Below are 17,636 nucleotides of genomic sequence, written 5' to 3' on the forward strand. Positions count from 1 at the left end.
TTGCCGTTGCTGCTGGTGGGCGTAATGGGCTTGCCGATCCTCTGGCTCGCCTTCGCCGCCATGGTCAGCGGCAGCAACGGCCTTGCCGCGGCCATGCTGCCGACGGCGCTGCGCGAAACGACAATGCTGATGCTCTCGGTCGGATTCATGACCGGTGTCCTCGGCCTCGTTGCCGCCTGGCTCGTCACCCATTTCGAGTTTGCCGGTCGGCGGTTGTTCGACTGGGCACTCATCCTGCCGCTGGCGGTGCCGACATATCTGGCCGCGTACACCTATGTGGAGTTCCTCGGCTTTACCGGACCGCCCCAGCAGCTGGTGCGGCTGCTTTTCGGGGGAGAGACGCTGCGCGACTACTGGTTTCCCGACATCCGCAGCGACTGGGGGGCGAGCCTGGTGTTCTCGATGGTGCTCTACCCTTACGTCTATGCCTCGTGCCGCGCGTTTTTCCTGATGCAGTCGGCTTCGCTCGATCTTGCCGCGCGCACGCTCGGCGCCAGCCGGGCACGTACCTTCTTTTCGGTGACGTTGCCGATCTCACGACCGGCGATCGTCGTCGGGGTGACGCTCGCCATGATGGAGGTGGTCAACGATCTGGGTGCGGTACAGTACTTCGGCGTCAACAGCCTCACCGCCATCATCTATTCGACCTGGATCAACCGCGCCGATTTCGGTGGCGCGGCACAGCTCGCCGTCACCATCGTCCTCGTCATTGCCCTCTTGATCCTCCTGGAGCGGGCGGCGCGGCGCGACCGGGTCTACCAGTCGCATCGTGACAGCCGGGTTCCGCCGGGCCGCGAGCGGCTGAGGGGCGGATGGGCAGCGATGGCTTCGCTCTATTGCACACTCCTCTTCGCCCTCGGCTTCGGCGTGCCCTTCGGCCAGCTCGCCTATCTGGCGCTGCGGCGGGTAGCGCCCGAAAACGTCGCCATGACGCTCAATGCGCTCTGGCCGACGCTGGTGCTGGCGACGGCGGGCGCCCTCGCCACGGTCGCCGTCGGGCTTGTCGCGGCAAGGCAAAGCCGCGGCCCGGCCGTGTCGCGGGGCGCGATCAAACTCGCAACCCTCGGTTATGCGATCCCCGGCACCGTGCTGGCGCTCGGCCTGCTGCAGCCTCTGGGACAAGTGGATCTCTGGACTAACCGGGCGACCACGGCGCTCTTCGACTGGCGGCCGGGCCTCATCGTCTCCGGCTCGATGCTGGCGCTGGTCTACGTCTACGCCATACGGTTCCTGGCCGTCAGCCATTCGACGCTCGACGAGGCGATGAGGAAGCGCGGCGACAACATGCTCCTGGCCGGGCGGGTGCTCGGCGCGCGCGGTCTCGGGCTCCTTCTGCGCATCGACCTGCCGACGCTGACGCCGGCGCTTCTGTCGGCCGCGACCCTCGTCTTCGTCGAAATCGTCAAGGAACTGCCGGCAACGCTGCTGCTGCGTCCGCTCGGCGTCGATACCTTGGCGACCGTCGTTTATTCGCATGCCAATGTGAGTCTCTTCGTCAATGCGGCGCTGCCAGCGCTGTTTATTGTGCTTGCAGGGCTTGTGCCGGTCATACTTGCTACGCGCTTCGGTTCGGCACGAAAACTATAGCTCGGCGAGCGGGTGCCAATCCTAGCCCGATCCCCTATAACCACAGGACATGCCGGGAGAAATCGGCACCGTTGGGGAACTCTTCATGCTCAAGGTTCTGACAGTCCTTTCACTCGCCCTCGTAATGAACGCCGCCTTGGCCGGCGCCGCTCTCGCGCAGCAGACGCAGGTGCGCATCGCCGTGGCGCTGGAGCCACCGACGCTCGATCCCACCGCCAATGCCGCCGAAGCGGTCGATATCGTCGTCTACCAGAACGTTTTCGAGGGGCTGACGCGGATCGACGAGAACGGCACCGTGCAGCCGGGCCTCGCCACGGAATGGACGATCTCGGAGGACGGCCTGACCTACACCTTCACCTTGGCGGAGGGGGTCACTTTCCATGACGGTTCGGCATTCGATGCCGAGGACGTGACGTTCGCCTTCGAGCGGATCGTAGCTGAAGACAGCCTCAACGCGCAGAAGGCGCTCTACGAGCCGATCGAGAGCGTAACGGCGGTTGACCCGCATACGGTCGAGATCACGCTCAAGCGCCCGACCGGAACCTTTCTTTTCGACATCGGCCGACCCGACGCCGTGATCGTTGCGCCCGAGAGCGCGGAGAACAATGCTCGCGTGCCGATCGGCACCGGACCCTTCGCTTTCGTCCAGTGGGACAGGGGCAGCCGGGTGATCCTGGAACGCAACGACGTCTATTGGGGCGAGCGGCCGGCCCTGACCCGGGCGACGTATCTTTTCATCGGCGATACGGCAACACTCACCAACGCGCTCCTTGCCGGTGACGTCGACGGCACCAACAACATGGCGGCGGAGGTGCTGGACGTGTTCGCGGCGGATCCCCGCTTCAAGGTGCTGGTCGGCACCACCGAAGGCGAGGTGATCCTTGCCACGAACAACGCCAGGGAACCCTTCGACAATCCGAAGGTGCGCCAGGCGATGGCCCACGCCATCGACCGGCACGCACTGATCGAGGGCGTCACCTATGGTTACAGCCAGCCGATCGGCAGCCACTTCGCTCCACACAACCCCTATTACGTCGACCTCACGGGGACCTATCCCCACGACCTCGATGCAGCCAAGGCTTTGCTGGCAGAGGCGGGCCTGCCGGACGGATTTTCGGCGACGCTGAAGCTGCCGCCGGTCGCCTATGCGCGCATGTCGGGGCAGATCCTGGCCTCTCAGTTTGCCGAGGTCGGCATCGAGCTCGAGCTCATCAACGTCGAATGGGCGCAGTGGCTCGAAGACGTCTTCACCAACCACGACTACGACCTCTCGATCGTTGCCCATGTCGAGCCCTTCGACATTGGCATCTATGCCGATCCCGACTACTACTTCGGCTATGACAACCCCGAGTTCGCCGCGCTGATCGAGACGCTCAATGCCACGACCGACGACGCCGAACGCAAGGACCTGGCAATCGAGGCCCAGAGAATTCTCGCCGAAGACGCGGTCAATGGGTACCTCTTCGAGCTGGCACAGACGGGGGTGTGGGACGCCAGGCTCGAAGGCATGTGGCAGAACTCCCCTATTGAAGGTGTGGTGCTGCGGGACATCCGCTGGGTGGAGTAGGGGCACTCTAGCCAACACGCTGCGGTTTCACCCCCCTCCCAGCCTCCCCCACAAGGGGGGAGGTGCCGTCCTGTGGTTGTGGTATCATTCTGCCGCGAGCACGCAAGTCCACCTCCCCCCTTGTGGGGGAGGCTGGGAGGGGGGTCTGCCGCGGCACTTCATGGAAGGCGGCGGGGCCTAGCAATGACCTTCGTCCTGCGCCGCCTTCTCGGCTTTGCCGCAACTCTATTCGTTGCCGCCGCCGTCATCTTCTTCCTCCTCGACCTGCTGCCGGGGGACCCCGCCCGCTTCATCCTCGGCATCAATGCCAGCGCCGAGGCGGTCGCTAATCTGAGGATCCAACTTGGGCTCGAGGCGCCGGCCTGGCAGCGCTTCTTCGCCTGGATCGGCAGCATGCTGATTGGCGATTTCGGTGTCAGCTACACGCAGGGCGCACCAGTCGCCGCGCTCATCGGCGAGCGATTGTGGGTCAGCCTGCCGCTGGCGCTTTTCGCCATGGTGCTCTCGGCCGCTGTCGGCCTGCCCATCGGCATCGCGGCGGCGCGGCGGCGAGGGTCGCCAATCGACACCGGTCTCATGGTCCTAGCCCAGCTCGGTGTCGCGATCCCCAACTTCTGGTTCGGCATGCTGTTGACCCTCGTCTTTGCCGTCGGCCTGCGCTGGCTGCCGACCGGCGGGTTCACCCCCTGGCACGAGGACCCAGCGGCGGCGCTGCGCGCGCTGATGCTGCCCGGCATCGCTCTCGCTCTGCCCCAGGCGGCGATCCTGGCGCGGGTGATGCGCACGGCGCTGGTCGAGGTGACGGGACAGGATTTCATCCGCACCGCCCGCGCCAAGGGCATGACCATGAGCGAGGCCGTCTGGCGGCATGGTGTGCGCAACGCGTTCCTGCCGGTGCTCACCATCCTCGGGCTGCAATTCGCCTATCTCGTTGCCGGCGTCATCATCGTCGAAAACGTCTTCTACCTCCCCGGGCTCGGGCGGTTGATCTTCACCGCCATTTCCGAGCGTGACCTGATCCTGGTGCGCGGCATCACCATCGTCCTCGTCATCGGGGTGACGTTGACGATGCTGCTGACCGACCTCTGCTACGCGCTCGTCGACCCGCGCCTGCGCGAAGGCGGGTCATGATGCGACTGCCTCGGCATCCGAGCCTTATCATCGGCCTTGCGGCAACCGCCGTGTTCGTTGCCTTGGCGCTTCTGTCGCTCGTCTGGACGCCCTATCCCATCGCGCAAATCGACATCGCCCGCCGCTTCCAGGGACCGAGCGGGGCGCACTGGCTGGGCACCGATTTCTTCGGACGCGATATGGCGTCGCTCGTCATGAGCGGCACGCTGACGAGCTTCACCGTCGCGGCGGCGGCGGTTGTCATCGGGGCCGGGCTCGGCGTGCCATTGGGCCTTGCAGCCGCCATCTGGCGTGGACCGGTGGAATGGTTGATCCTGCGGGGCTCGGACTTCGTCTTCGCATTTCCCGCGCTCGTCGTTGCCATCCTCATCACCGCGCTCATCGGGCCCGGCGCGATTAACGCGGTTGTCGCCATCGGCGTCTTCAACATCCCGGTCTTCGCGCGGGTGGCGCGGGGCGGAGCGTTGACCGTCGTGTCGCTGGATTTCGTGGCGGCGGCGCGGCTCGCTGGCCTTTCCAACGCCGCCATCGCACGACGGCACCTGTTGCCCAATATCATGGGGCTGGTGATCGTCCAGGCGACGATCCAGCTTGCGCTCGGGATCCTGGCGGAAGCCGGCCTTTCCTATATCGGACTCGGTACGCAGCCACCGGCGACCAGCCTCGGCCTGATGCTCAGGGACGCGCAATCGCTGTTCGTACTGCACCCGTTCCTGTCGCTGGTGCCAGGCCTCGTCATCATCGTCATCGTCATCGCCCTCAACCTCGCCGGCGATGGCCTGCGCGATGCGCTCGATCCGCGCCTAAAACCGGTGGAGAGCGCGGCATGAGCCTCGTCGAGGTCGCGAACCTCTCGATCGCTTTCGGGGCGCTGCAGGCGGTCGACGGCATCGGCTTTGCCATCGGGAAGGGTGAGCGTTTCGGGCTGGTGGGCGAAAGCGGCTCGGGCAAGACCCTGACGGCGCTCGCCATTGCGGGCCTGTTGCCGGAGACCGCGCGACGCGAGGGGACGATTCGCTTCGATGGGGCGCCGCTTCCCCACGACGAGCGAGCTTTGGCGCGACTGCGCGGCAAGCGGATTGGCATGGTGTTTCAGGAGCCGATGACGGCGCTCAATCCCCTGATGAAGGTCGGCCGGCAGATCGGCGAGGCGCTGGCGCTGACGAAGGCTGGCGGCGATATCGGCGCTCTGCTGACGGAAGTCGGGCTCCTGCCCACCCATGGCGAGCGCTACCCGCACCAGCTCTCGGGCGGTCAGCGGCAACGGGTGATGATCGCCATGGCGCTGGCGAGCGCGCCCGACATCCTCATCGCCGACGAACCGACCTCGGCGCTCGACCTCGTCACGCAGGCCAAGGTCCTCGACCTGATCGCGGCCCTATGTGACCGCCGGGGGATGGCGCTGATGTTCATCAGCCACGACCTCAAGGCCGTGGCGCGGCTCTGCACGCGGGTGGCAGTGCTGCAGCGCGGAAGGATGGTCGAAGCGGGCGAGACCGCGAGCGTCTTCGGCGCACCCGGCGACGGTTATACGCGCAGGCTCGTTGCCGCCGCGCGCATGCAATTGCCCGAGATCGCGCATGGCTCTCCCGGCGGGGTGCTGGTCGCGACACGGGGCCTCACCCGGCGCTTCCGCCAGCCCGGAAGCTGGCCGCTGCCGGGCAAGCCGCTAACGGCGGTCGACAAAGTCGATTTTGCCGTCCGTACGGGGGAATCGATCGCACTCGTTGGCCCTTCCGGGTGCGGAAAGACAACGCTCGCGCGCATACTGGTCGGCCTCGACACCGCGAACGCAGGCAGCATTGCGTTCGACGGACGGGTCTATCACGGCGCGGACCTGTCGCCGGACCTGCGCCGTGATCTGTCGCTGGTGTTCCAGGATCCATTTTCCAGCTTCGATCCGCGCATGAGCGTCGCGCAGTCGCTGGCCGAGCCGCTACGGCTCCTCGATGGCCTCCCGCCTGAGATGCACCGGCAGCGGCTCGCCGAGAATGTCGCGGCCGTGGGACTCGAGCCGGCGATGCTGACCCGCTTTCCGCACGAATTCTCCGGCGGCCAGCGCCAGCGCCTCGCCATCGCCCGTGCCCTGATGACACGGCCGAAATTCCTTGTGCTCGACGAACCGGTTTCGGCCCTTGACCTTTCGGTCAGGGCCGAGGTCCTGGCGCTCCTCATGCGTCTCAAGGCCGACTACGGCCTCACCTACCTCGTCATCAGCCACGACCTCGACATGGTCGCGGCCATCGCCGACCGCGTGCTGGTGATGCAGGCCGGCCGGATCGTCGAGGAAGGAAAGCCGGCCGAGCTCTTCACCAACCCACGGCACGAGATGACGCGCGAACTGGTGGCCGCGCGTCTGCCGGCAGTGGGTTGAACCAGCGACACTTGCACGGCCGGGCTCGACTGCCGGCATCGCCGCACCCTCTCCCATCCAACACGGCGGGCAAAGGCGCTCCACCGCTCGGCCTTCAAAACCGCTGCAGGGCAGGATCAAGTGCGAGCGGGCCGATATCGCGCTCGGCAAGCAGCCGCCCGTCGACAACGGTCAATCGCGCCATGTGGATGGCGGTGGCGCGGGCGGCCGGTGTCATGGGCGCTCGGCTGGCGGCCTCGTCCCATTCGGGGTGGGTGAAGTAATAGAGCGCGGCCCAGCCGTCTTGCGTGACAATATCCGCATGGCGAGCAAAACGCCGGTCCACGGCGGCGGTGCCTGGCTCGACGAGGATCAGCCCCTGCCGCTCCCAATCGACGGCATTTTGCGAGCGAAACACCGCCTGCCCGCGCCATTCATCGACGATCATCCAGATATATCCGCCGAGGGGGAAGACGTTGGGTCCCTCATGCGGGAAGCCGCCTTCCTTGCCGGGAATGGCCTCGCCGACGACCTGCCAGGCGAAGAGATCCGGGCTGGTGGCAACCCAGGTGGCCGAACCCTTGGCCTCGTCCTTGTACCAGAGACGATAAACCCCATCCGGGCATGGGGCGACTGCAGCGTCGATGGCGTTGTCGGTCGGCAGCGGCAGCGGTCCGACACGAGTCCAGCCCTCGAGGTCGGGGCTGGTGAAGTGGACGATCGAGCGGTGCGAGCGCCAATCCAGATGCGTGCCCGTGATGTAGCTCAAATACATGTGGTAGAGCCCGTCCACATGGACGATCTCGGGCGCCCAGTGGGTGTTGAGCCCGGTGTCGGCCGGGTCGTCGAGCCCGGCAACCGTGCCGCGATAGGACCAGGTCAGCCCGCCATCGCGCGAAACCGCAACGCCGATGGGGCTGCCATGGATCCACTCGAAATCAGGCGTGTCGAGGCTGGCGCGGCGGCGGGTGTAGAACATCCACCATTCGTTGGTGCCGGAGCGGTGGATGATTGTCGGGTCGGCCGCACCGTCCTCGATGGGATCGCGATAGATCGGCGCGGACATGGGTCACCTCACCTGGTGTTGTGCAACATACCCTGGAACGCCCGGTAGCTCGACTTTACCGTTCGCGCCTGCGTCGCATAATCGACGTTCACCAGGCCGAAGCGCTTGTTATAGCCTTCGGCCCATTCGTAGTTGTCGAGCAAGGACCAGGCGAAATAACCGCGCACATCCGCGCCCGCCTCGCGTGCAGCAAGGACGGCCCTCAGATGGTCTTCGTAATACTTTACCCGGCGCGGGTCGTCGTCACCCTCGACCTCGGCCATGCCGTTCTCGGTGACGTATAGCGGCAGGTCGGTGTAGTCGCGCGAGACGCGCACCAGGAGGTCGGTGAGGCCTTGCGGATAGATCTCCCAGCCCATCTCGGTTTTTTCCAGCGGACCGTCCACGGGCTTTGCCGGAAAGACCGGATTGTCCGAATCCTCGGTGAGCAGCGAGCGCGAATAGTAGTTGATGCCCGCCCAGTCGAGCGGGGCGGAGACGACACCCATGTCGTCCTCGAAGCGCTCGGGCAGATAGGACGCGAGGCGTTCGACGATGTCGGCGGGATACTGGCCCTTGTAGACGCCATCGAGATACCAGCGATTGAAGACGCCGTCGAAGAGGTGGCTGGCGGCAGCATCCGCTTCGCTCTCGGAAGCCGGCTCGCACTTTTGCAGATTGGTGACGATGCCGAGGTTCTTGACGCCTTGCGCCCGCAGCGCGCCAATGGCGGTACCGTGGGCGAAGAGGACGTGGTGCATCGCGCGGGCCGCGGCACGCAGATCCCGGTATCCGGGAGCATGGACGCCGAGGTAATGGCTGAGGAAGGCAACACACCACGGCTCGTTGATAGTGGCCGTCGCATGCAGGCGGTCGCCGAAATGCTCGCCGATGAGGGTCGCATAGTCGGCGAACCAGCCAGCGATGTCCCGATTCATCCAGCCGCCCCTGTCCTGCAGAGTCGAGGGCAGGTCCCAGTGGTAGAGCGTTGCGAAGGGCTTGATGCCGCGTTCGAGCATGCCGTCGATCAACCGGTCATAGAAATCAAGGCCCGCCTGGTTGACGGCGCCAGTGCCCTCCGGGATCAGCCGCGGCCAGGCGAACGAGAAGCGATAGCCGTCGAAGCCGGCATCGGCGATGAGGTCGAGGTCTTCGGGCCAGCGATTGTAGTGGTCGCAGGCGATAGCGCCCGTGTCGCCGCCATGGACATTGCCGGGCGTTGCCGAGAAGGTGTCCCAGATGGAGGTGCCGCGACCGTCGGCCTGACCGCCCTCGATCTGATAGGCGGCCGTGGCGCAGCCGAAAACGAAGTCGGAGCCGAAATCCGAACGCGAGAGCGAGAACATGAGACCTCCGGGACAGGCGGAAACCCAGGTGCGCGGACGCCCTGGGCAGCGACTTATGAAATCGATTGCATAGCAGGCAGGTCGGGACCCGGCAACCCGTGGGGAGGGACGCTCGTTCTCCTGCCGGTGAGGTGAGCAAGGAGGTTGAAACCATGGAAAAGGCCGATCGCGCGCGGGACTTCTTCATGGAGTACGGCCAGTTGATGGACGCGGGGGTCAAGTCCGGCCATCCGGACACGAAGGCGCTCAAAGCCTGCTACGCCGGCTACTTCGTTGGCGCGAGCCCTGTTGGCATCATGGGCGGCGAGGCCAAGGAGGATTTCGGCGATATCATCGCCGCAGGCGTAGAGAACTACCGCCGCATGGGCGCCACCGAGTTCATCGTCGAGGGTGTCGCCACCACCCCAATTGACGACCTCCACACCATGGCCCGCGTCTCCTGGCGATTCGGCTACAAACGCCCGAACGACGGGGTAGCGGGCACCATCCGCTTCGAGAACGTCTACTTCGTCAGTTTTGTCGAGGGTCCGCCCAAGATCTTCGCCTGGGTCACGCCGGACGAGCAGGCCGTGCTCAGGGAGCATGGGCTTGCCTGACGCAGGTGCATAAACCGCCCCACGGTTCCGACCGCTAGCCTGTGGCGGCGCCCCAGCAGTCGGCGCGGCGAATAATGGACAAGTTCACTTCCCGACGCTCGCCAGAATTTTCTGAGCAATCGCTTGAAACGCTTGCGCTTCGGGCCCGTCGGGTTCGGCGATCATCACCGGCGTGCCGGCATCGGACCTTTCGCGGATGGACATGACCAACGGGATCTCGCCGAGGAACGGTATACCGAGGTCACCGGCGGCCTGCCGGGCGCCGCCGGTGCCGAAGATGTCGTAGCGTTTGCCGGTGTCCGGGGCGATAAAGAAGCTCATGTTCTCGATGAGGCCGAGGAGCGGCACGCCCATGCGGCGGATCATGTCGATCGCCTTGCGCGCGTCGGAAAGCGCCAGCTCCTGCGGAGTCGAGACGATAACGGCGCCCGAAACCTCTGTCTGCTGGAAGAGCGAGATGTGGATGTCGCCGGTGCCGGGCGGCAAATCTACGATGAGAGCATCGAGCCCGCCCCAGTCGGTTTCGCGCAGCAATTGCCGCAGCGCCGAGGTCGCCATGGGGCCGCGCCAGACCACGGCCTGGCCAGGATCGAGCATGGCCCCAATGGACATGGCTTTCAGCCCATGCGCCTCGTGGGGCGAAAAGATGCCGTCCTCGCGCACGGCCGGCTTACCCTCGAGGCCGAGGAGACGGGGAACGGAGGGCCCATAAAGATCGGCATCGAGGAGGCCGACCTTTAGGCCCTCGGCCTCAAGCGCAAGAGCAAGGTTGGCGGCGACCGTCGATTTGCCGACTCCGCCCTTGCCCGAGCCCACGGCAATAACATGCCGAACGCCGGGCACCGACTGTTTGGGCGGCGGACCGGGACGTCCGCTCGCGGCAGCCTGACCGGTGGCTGGGGCCCGGTCGGAGGTCAGCGAGACCATGACCTTGCGGCCCTCGGCCACGCCCTCGGCGGCTCTCTGCGCGGCCTCGCGCGCCGGCCCGAAGGCGGCTTCCATGCCCGGAGCGACGGAGATGGCGAAGGCGACGGCGTTGGAGGTGACGATGATATCGGAGAGCCCGCCATAGCCAGCGAGCGGCCCGCCGCCGGGGATCTCGACGGCGGCGAGCGCAGACTTTATGCGGGCGGCAAGTGCGGTATCGGCCATGCGCAGTTCCTTTGCCCGGCTCCTTCGCCCGGCTCTTCGGGACCGGAAACGGGGACCCGCCAGGGAACGCCCCTCACCCGCCGGCGGAGCCTGTCCTCGGGCGCGACGCGACCCGGGGGCCGTCGACCCCTCCCCGGAGGGGCGAGGTGAAGCTCGGCGTCGGCCCCAGCGTCCCCTCGCCCCTCCGGGGAGAGGGCCAGGGTGAGGGGTCTACGGTCTGCCGACCGAGACCCTGGCCTTGCGGCCTAGACGATCGACTGGCCCGTCTTCTTCCAGTCGTTGACGAAGTTCTCGAGTCCGATGTCGGTCAGCGGATGGGAAGCGAGCTTCTTGATGACTGCAGCCGGAATCGTCGCGACGTCCGCGCCGGCAAGCGCGGCCTGGGTGACGTGGTTGGGCGACCGGATCGAGGCGGCGAGGATCTCGGTCTCGAAATTGTAGTTGTCGTATATGGTGCGGATCTGCTCGATCAGCTCCATTCCTTCGGTATTGATGTCGTCGAGGCGGCCGATGAAGGGCGAAATATAGGTCGCACCAACCTTGGCGGCCAGCAGCGCCTGGTTTGGCGAGAAGCAGAGGGTGACATTGACCTTGATGCCCTCTTCGCGGAATGTCTTGCAGGCCTTGAGACCGGCAAAGGTAAGCGGCACCTTGACGACGACGTTCGACGCGAGCGCGGCGAGCACACGACCTTCGGCCAGCATCCCCTCATAGTCCGTCGCGGCGACTTCGGCCGAGACCGGGCCCGGTACGACGCCGCAGATTTCCTTGACCACTTCCTTGAAGTCACGGCCGGATTTGGCAACGAGCGAGGGATTGGTGGTGACACCATCCAGCAGCCCCGCTTCATAGAGTTCGCGGATCTCGCTGATTTCCGCAGTGTCAACGAAGAACTTCATAGTTCCCTCCAACTTTCTCACTTTGTCCAAAGCGCGAGGCCGACATGGCCGGGTCACGCTGAAGGTCGGTCCGTTCGGGCGATCAATAGCACGGCGTCCCAATGCCGCAAGGCGAATTGACGGGATGGCTACTTGATTGCCGCGATCAGGGCGTCGGCAAGGACGCCGACGCGGTCTTCAGGGATGCCCGCCACGTTGATGCGGCTGTCCCCTATCATATAGATACCGTTGGTGACTTTTAAATGATCGACGGTCTCGCCGGGGAGCCCCAGAAGCGAAAACATGCCCCGGTGCTCGGCGATGAAGTCGAAGTCGTTGGCGTTGGAGCGCTGCCGGATGGCCTCGGCGAGCTTTGCTCGCAGGCGGATCATCCGCGCCCGGGTCGCGTCCAGCTCAGCCTCCCACTCGGCACGCAACGTCTTGTCTTCGAGAATTGTGCGGATGATCTCGGCGCCGTGGTCGGGGGGTTGGGAGTAGCTGGCGCGGATGCCGGCGAGCATCTGCGAATTGGCGATGTCGGCCATGGCCCCGTCGCGGGCGACAAGGATGGCTGCCCCGATCCGCTCGCGATAGAGGCCGAAATTCTTCGATCCCGAAAATGCGACCATGGCCTCGGGCACGCTGGCCGCGACCTTGCGGGTGCCGTAAGCATCCTCTGCAAGCCCGTCACCGAAGCCGAGATAGGCAAGATCTATGAGCGGCAATGCGCCGGTGCGGGCGAGCGAGGCGGCGACCGCGTCCCACTGTGCGTTGGTGAGGTTGGCGCCGGTCGGATTGTGGCAGCAGCCGTGCAGCAGCACGACGTCATCCTTGCCCAGCGCATCGAGGCAGGCAAGCATCTCCTCGAACTTCACGCCGCGCGTTTCCGCGTCGAAATAGGGATAGGTTGCAACCTCGAGCCCCGCATTATGGACGATGGGTGGATGGTTGGGCCAGGTGGGGTCCGAGACCCAGACCGTCGCACCGGGACGGGCGCGGTTGACGAGTTGCATCAGAACCCAGAGTGAGCCGGTTCCGCCCGGCGCCTGGGCGATGCGCACCCAATCACGTTCGACGCTGCCGGCGAGCACCAGGTCGAGAACCGCCGCGCCGAACCCCTTGTTGCCGGCCATGCCGAGATAGGTCTTGGTCTTGGCAGCGGCCAGCATTGTCTCTTCGGCCTTCTTGACCGCCGACATGATCGGTGTGACGCCGTTCTCGTCCTTATAGACGCCGACGCCGAGGTCGATCTTGTCTTGGCGGGGATCGGCGGCAAACTCGCCCATCAGGGCAAGGATCTTGTCGCCGGGGGCCTTGGAGAGGGTCTCGAACATGTTGTCCGTTTCTGGAAGCGAGTCAGGGAGTGGGAAACCGCCTATAGGCGGTATCGGGGAAAGTCCATCAGCGTTTGATGCCGAGCCTGTCGAGCTCGGCAATCAGCGCCGGAATAACCTCGAAGAGGTCCCCGACGAGCGAGACGTCGGCGAGCTTGATAAGCGGCGCCTCGGCGTCGGTGTTAATGGCGATGATCTTCTTGGCGCCCTGGATACCGGCCAGGTGCTGCAGGGCCCCGGAGATGCCGATGGCGATATAGAGGTCCGGAGCGATGATCTTGCCGGTCTGACCCACCTGCCAGTCGTTGGGTGCATAGCCCGCGTCCACGGCCGCGCGGGTAGCGCCGACCGCGGCGCTCAGCCGGGCGGCCAGGCTCTCGATGAGCTTGAAGCCCTCGGGCGAGCCGACCGATACGCCACCGCCCACCACAATCTGGGCGGTAGCGAGGTCCGGCGTATCCCCCTGCGAACGATGCGCGGCAATGAACTTGGCGAGCGTCGTCACGTCGCCATGGTCCACCGGCTCGATCACCGCCTCGTTGCCGCCTGCAGCGGCCCGGAATGCCGAGGCGCGGATGGTCAGGAGATGCTTTTCCTGGCCGGAGACGACGGTCTCGAGCGCATTGCCCGCGTAGATCGGCCGCACGAAACGGTTGGGCCCGAGGACGGCGACCACGTCGGTGACCGGCATCAGGTCGAGCCGCGCGGCAAGGCGCGGGAAGACATCGCGGCCGACTGCGCCAGCTGAACCGACGATGTGGGTGTAGCCTTCGGCGAGATCAGCAAGGATCGGCACCACCGCCCCTGCAGACTGGGTCAGGAACCCCGCATCCTGCGCGATACGCACGCGATGCACACCGGCGATGGCGGCCGCCTCTGCGGCAACGCCGTCGACGCCGTCACCAACAACGAGCAGGTCCACGGGGCCGAGTTCAGCGACCGCGTTGACGACGCGGGTGGTAGAGGGAGAGAGGTGGCCAAGGTCATGGTCGGCGAGAATGAGGACGGCCATCAGAGCGACTCCATATCGGCGATGTCCTCGGCGATGACCGCAGCGAGCTCGGGAACCGATGCGACGATCCGGCCTCCTGCCCTTTCGGGCGGCGGCGAGACCTTCTCGATGGCGAGGCGCGGCGAAAGATCGACGCCGAATGCGCCGGCAGGGCGCGAAGCGAGAGGTTTGCTGCGCGCCTTCATCACCATCGGCAGAGCCGCATTGCGCGGCGTATTGAGCCTCAGGTCGGCGGTGACGACCGCCGGCAAGGGCACGGATACGCTCATGCGGCCGTAGTCGACCTCGCGGCTGACCTCGAGGGCGCCGTTTTCCGCTTCGATGGCGGAGGCGAAGGTTGCCTGCGGCCAATCGAGGAGGCCGGCGAGCATCTGACCGACATGGTTGGAATCATCGTCGACCGCCTGCTTGCCGAGCAGCACCAGGTCCGGGTTCTCCTCGTTGACGACCGCGGCCAGCAGCTTGGCGATGGCCAGCGTCTCGAGAGCCTCGTCGGTCTCGACCAGAATGCCGCGCGTGCCCCCCATGGCAAGCGCAGTCAGAATGACGTCGGTCGAAGCCTTGGGGCCGACCGAGACGACGACCACCTCTTCGGCCTTGCCCGCCTCCATGAGGCTGACCGCCGCCTCGACTGCGTGCTTGCAGAAGGGGTTCATCGACATGCGCACGCCGTTGGTCTCGACGCCGGAACCATCGGGACGCACGCGGATGCGCACATTATGGTCGACCACGCGCTTGACGGCGACGAGGATCTTCTTCACGGAGCCACTCCAGATAACGTTCGCAGGGTTCTGGCAAATCAGGCGCGGCGCGACAAGCGCGGTGGCGAAAAAAACGTCCATAGGCGCCAGCAGCGATTGGAAAAGCCTGCCCGGACGCAACGGTCGACGATGCTTTCGGGGATGCCTTGCGGTCAAAAGGCAGCTAGTCTGCCATCGCAAGCCGTTTCAACGTGTTGACTGTCCGCATTGGGACAGCGACACTGACATTAAATCCCTTCCGACGCGGACCGCTTATGCCCGTACTCAATCGCATTGCCGATTTTCAGACCGAGATCGCCGGCTGGCGACAGGACTTCCACGCCAATCCCGAACTCCTTTTCGACGTAAAGCGCACGGCCGGACGGGTGGCGGAGCTCCTGAAGCAGTTCGGCTGCGACGAGGTGATCACCGGCATCGGCCGCACCGGCGTCGTCGGCGTCATCAACGGGCGCAATGGCGGTGAAGGCAAGGTGATCGGACTGCGGGCCGACATGGACGCATTGCCGATCAACGAGCGCTCGGGCAAGCCTTATGCCAGCACCGTGCCCGGCAAGATGCACGCCTGCGGGCATGACGGGCACACAGCCATGCTGCTCGGGGCGGCCAAGTACCTGGCAGAGACGCGCAACTTCTCGGGCAAGGCCATCATCATCTTCCAGCCGGCCGAGGAGGGTGGCGGCGGCGGGCGCGAAATGGTCAAGGATGGGCTGATGGAGCGCTTTGGCATCGAGGAAGTCTACGGCATGCACAACATGCCGGGCATTCCGCTCGGCCATTTCGCTATCCGCGAAGGCGGCATCATGGCCGCGACCGACCAGTTCACCATCGACATCGAGGGCAAGGGCGGCCATGCGGCACGCCCGCATGCCACTATCGATCCGGTCATCGTTGCCGCCCAGCTCGTCACGGCCATGCAAACGGTGGTTTCGCGCAACATCGATCCCATGCGCCCGGCGGTGCTGTCGGTGACGGTGATCGAGGCGGGCGAAGCGTTCAACGTCATCGCGCGCACGGCACGGCTCAAGGGCACGCTACGCGCGCTCGATCCGGAAACGCGCAACTTCCTGCCCGAGAAGCTCTCGGCCTTCGTGCCGGCATTCGCGGCGAGCTTCGGTGCGACCGCACGCTTCAGCTACTTGCCGGGCTATCCGGTCACGGTTAACACGTCCGCCGAGACCCGATTTGCCGCGGCGGTCGCCACCGACATCGTCGGCGCCGATCGTGTCGACCCGGAGGTCGATGCCACCATGGGCGGCGAGGACTTTTCCTTCATGCTCGAAAAGCGCCCCGGCGCCTACATCTTCATCGGCAACGGCCCGTCGAGTGAACTTCACACCGACACCTACGATTTCAACGACGAGGCCATCCCACTCGGCGCCAGTTATTGGGTGCGGTTGGTCGAGAGGGCCCTGCCGGCGGCGTGATGCCATGAACGCAGTTGCGGTGGCCACGGCGCGCACGGCCCTGACCTTCGCCATCTCGGCGGCCGGAGGCCTTGCCGGACATTTCCTCGGCCTGCCGGCGGGCTGGCTGATGGGCGGTGCGCTGGCGGTGACCGTTGCCGCCATGGCCGGTGCGCCGGTCGGCATACCCGATAAGGTGCGCGACGTCGCCTTCGTTCTGATCGGCATGTCGATGGGCGCAAATGTCGCTGCCGACAGCCTGCAGCTCATCGGGCAATGGCCGGTGACCCTCGCCGCGCTCGTTATCGAACTTGTCCTGATCATCGCCATCATCGGCTGGGTCATGGCGCGCTTCTTCGGGCTCGACCGCGGAACGGCCTATCTCTCCTCCTTTCCAGGGCACCTCTCCTTCGTCATGGGCATCGCGGCCGCGGGCGTCGGGGATGCGCGGCAGATCGTCATCATCCAGGTCATCCGCATCCTGATCCTGACCGTCGCGGTGCCCGTTGGCACCCTTTTCCTGCCCATCGACCACTTTCCAGCCCAGCCCGCACCGCAGGTCATGTCGATGCCGACGCTTCTCCTGCTAGGCGCCGGCTGCGCGCTCGTCGGCTGGATCTTCGCCCGCCTCAAGGTGCCGGCGGGTTTCGTCCTCGGCTCGATGGCGGCGGCGACGGCCGCCAAACTCGGGGGCATGTTCGACGCGGCCATGCCTCCTCCCCTCGTCATCGCAACCTTCATCATGACAGGGGCGCTTATCGGCTCGCGCTTTACGGGCATCGGCCGGGGCGAATTCTTGCGGGCGGCTTTCGGCGGCGTGATCGCGACCGGGCTGACCATCTGCATCACCACCGTCGTCGCCCTTGCCGCGAGCCCATTCGTTGCCATGCCTTTCGGTCAGATCTGGATCGGCCTGGCGCCCGGCGCCCTCGAAGGCATGGGTGCGCTCGGCATTGCACTCGGCTACGACACGGCGTTCATCGCTGCCCACCATGTCATCCGGCTGCTGCTCCTCAGCTTTGCCATTCCGACCGTCGTCATGCTGCTGCGTCTTTCCGAACGGCGTGCTGCACCAGGCGAATGAGCCGTACTTTGCCACAATTGCGCGCGAAGGTTCGCGCGTCGGAGGTTCTAGCTATGTCGATCAAGCGTTTCGCTGTCGTTTCCGTTCTTACCTTGCTTGCGGCGGGGCCGGTTGAGGCGGCACCCCTTTGCGTCGGCACCAACAACGGACTGCAATTCGAGTTCGGTCTCTCGTGGGGTAAACTCTCGGTCGAGGAGCGCAATACCCTCGACCTGATGGAACTGCGCCGCCGCGGTGTGGACGCGTCCGGTGTCGATCGCTGGAACGGCTGCATCCGCGCCTATGTACGTCAGCCCGGCGGCGGCTCGCGCATGGAATTCTACGATCCCGACACCTACCGGCAGGTGTTCTGAGGGACACCGGAACGCTGCCTCTTCCGCGTCACCG

Annotated in this window: 16 protein-coding genes; 9 read left to right on the top strand and 7 right to left on the bottom strand. The window is 65.6% G+C overall.

The window, feature by feature from the left end:
* Nucleotides 1-24: 24 nt before the first annotated feature.
* The 5 genes from QQK18_RS01395 to QQK18_RS01415 all read left to right on the top strand — a co-directional run bounded on the left by QQK18_RS01395 (nucleotide 25) and on the right by QQK18_RS01415 (nucleotide 6,659).
* Complete coding sequence (locus tag QQK18_RS01395; protein WP_284338485.1) at nucleotides 25-1,587, top strand: ABC transporter permease; 1,563 nt, start codon at nucleotides 25-27, stop codon at nucleotides 1,585-1,587.
* A gap of 85 nt (nucleotides 1,588-1,672) precedes the next feature.
* A complete protein-coding gene (locus tag QQK18_RS01400) occupies nucleotides 1,673-3,154 on the top strand; it encodes an ABC transporter substrate-binding protein (RefSeq protein WP_284338486.1) in 1,482 nt (493 codons plus the stop codon).
* Nucleotides 3,155-3,337: 183 nt separating this feature from the next.
* Nucleotides 3,338-4,285, top strand: a complete 948-nt coding sequence (locus QQK18_RS01405; protein ID WP_284338487.1) for an ABC transporter permease — start codon at nucleotides 3,338-3,340, stop codon at nucleotides 4,283-4,285.
* A complete protein-coding gene (locus QQK18_RS01410; RefSeq protein WP_284338488.1) occupies nucleotides 4,282-5,115 on the top strand; it encodes an ABC transporter permease in 834 nt (277 codons plus the stop codon). Before QQK18_RS01405 ends, QQK18_RS01410 begins: the two co-directional genes overlap by 4 nt.
* Nucleotides 5,112-6,659 carry a dipeptide ABC transporter ATP-binding protein gene (locus QQK18_RS01415; RefSeq protein ID WP_284338489.1) on the top strand — a complete coding sequence of 516 codons (1,548 nt, stop codon included), beginning with the start codon at nucleotides 5,112-5,114 and terminating at the stop codon, nucleotides 6,657-6,659. Before QQK18_RS01410 ends, QQK18_RS01415 begins: the two co-directional genes overlap by 4 nt.
* 94 nt (nucleotides 6,660-6,753) lie before the next feature.
* Here the strand turns inward: QQK18_RS01415 and QQK18_RS01420 are convergent, their stop codons facing one another.
* Nucleotides 6,754-7,704, bottom strand: a complete 951-nt coding sequence (locus QQK18_RS01420) for a family 43 glycosylhydrolase (RefSeq protein ID WP_284338490.1) — start codon at nucleotides 7,702-7,704, stop codon at nucleotides 6,754-6,756.
* A gap of 8 nt (nucleotides 7,705-7,712) precedes the next feature.
* The gene (locus QQK18_RS01425; protein WP_284338491.1) at nucleotides 7,713-9,029 is read right to left on the bottom strand and encodes a GH1 family beta-glucosidase; all 1,317 of its coding nucleotides are present in this window, start codon (nucleotides 9,027-9,029) and stop codon (nucleotides 7,713-7,715) included.
* A gap of 152 nt (nucleotides 9,030-9,181) precedes the next feature.
* Between QQK18_RS01425 and QQK18_RS01430 the strand changes: the two genes are divergently transcribed.
* The gene (locus QQK18_RS01430; protein WP_284338492.1) at nucleotides 9,182-9,625 is read left to right on the top strand and encodes a hypothetical protein; all 444 of its coding nucleotides are present in this window, start codon (nucleotides 9,182-9,184) and stop codon (nucleotides 9,623-9,625) included.
* Between the two features lie 84 nt (nucleotides 9,626-9,709).
* Here the strand turns inward: QQK18_RS01430 and QQK18_RS01435 are convergent, their stop codons facing one another.
* From QQK18_RS01435 to QQK18_RS01455, 5 genes are all read right to left on the bottom strand, one after another.
* Nucleotides 9,710-10,777 carry an Mrp/NBP35 family ATP-binding protein gene (locus QQK18_RS01435; RefSeq protein WP_284338493.1) on the bottom strand — a complete coding sequence of 356 codons (1,068 nt, stop codon included), beginning with the start codon at nucleotides 10,775-10,777 and terminating at the stop codon, nucleotides 9,710-9,712.
* A 245-nt stretch (nucleotides 10,778-11,022) separates the two neighbouring features.
* Nucleotides 11,023-11,676: a fructose-6-phosphate aldolase gene (fsa, locus tag QQK18_RS01440; protein WP_284338494.1), complete on the bottom strand. Its 654-nt coding sequence runs from the start codon at nucleotides 11,674-11,676 to the stop codon at nucleotides 11,023-11,025.
* Between the two features lie 128 nt (nucleotides 11,677-11,804).
* Nucleotides 11,805-12,989 (bottom strand): amino acid aminotransferase, encoded by a 1,185-nt coding sequence (locus tag QQK18_RS01445; protein ID WP_284338495.1) that lies wholly within the window; start codon nucleotides 12,987-12,989, stop codon nucleotides 11,805-11,807.
* Between the two features lie 67 nt (nucleotides 12,990-13,056).
* Nucleotides 13,057-14,001, bottom strand: coding sequence for an electron transfer flavoprotein subunit alpha/FixB family protein (locus QQK18_RS01450; protein WP_284338496.1), 945 nt, complete (start codon nucleotides 13,999-14,001; stop codon nucleotides 13,057-13,059).
* Nucleotides 14,001-14,762 carry an electron transfer flavoprotein subunit beta/FixA family protein gene (locus QQK18_RS01455; RefSeq protein ID WP_284338497.1) on the bottom strand — a complete coding sequence of 254 codons (762 nt, stop codon included), beginning with the start codon at nucleotides 14,760-14,762 and terminating at the stop codon, nucleotides 14,001-14,003. Before QQK18_RS01455 ends, QQK18_RS01450 begins: the two co-directional genes overlap by 1 nt.
* Before the next feature lie 254 nt (nucleotides 14,763-15,016).
* Here QQK18_RS01455 and QQK18_RS01460 point away from each other — a divergent pair, with 254 nt between their 5' ends.
* Genes QQK18_RS01460 through QQK18_RS01470 form a run of 3 tightly spaced genes read left to right on the top strand, consistent with a single transcriptional unit; the run spans nucleotide 15,017 to nucleotide 17,602 of the window.
* Complete coding sequence (locus QQK18_RS01460) at nucleotides 15,017-16,186, top strand: M20 aminoacylase family protein (protein ID WP_284338498.1); 1,170 nt, start codon at nucleotides 15,017-15,019, stop codon at nucleotides 16,184-16,186.
* Nucleotides 16,187-16,190: 4 nt separating this feature from the next.
* Nucleotides 16,191-17,249, top strand: coding sequence for an AbrB family transcriptional regulator (locus QQK18_RS01465; RefSeq protein ID WP_284338499.1), 1,059 nt, complete (start codon nucleotides 16,191-16,193; stop codon nucleotides 17,247-17,249).
* Nucleotides 17,250-17,302: 53 nt separating this feature from the next.
* A complete protein-coding gene (locus QQK18_RS01470; protein WP_284338500.1) occupies nucleotides 17,303-17,602 on the top strand; it encodes a hypothetical protein in 300 nt (99 codons plus the stop codon).
* Nucleotides 17,603-17,636 lie beyond the last annotated feature (34 nt).

Origin of the sequence: Devosia nitrariae (assembly GCF_030160115.1) — a bacterium.
Taxonomy (GTDB): domain Bacteria; phylum Pseudomonadota; class Alphaproteobacteria; order Rhizobiales; family Devosiaceae; genus Devosia; species Devosia nitrariae.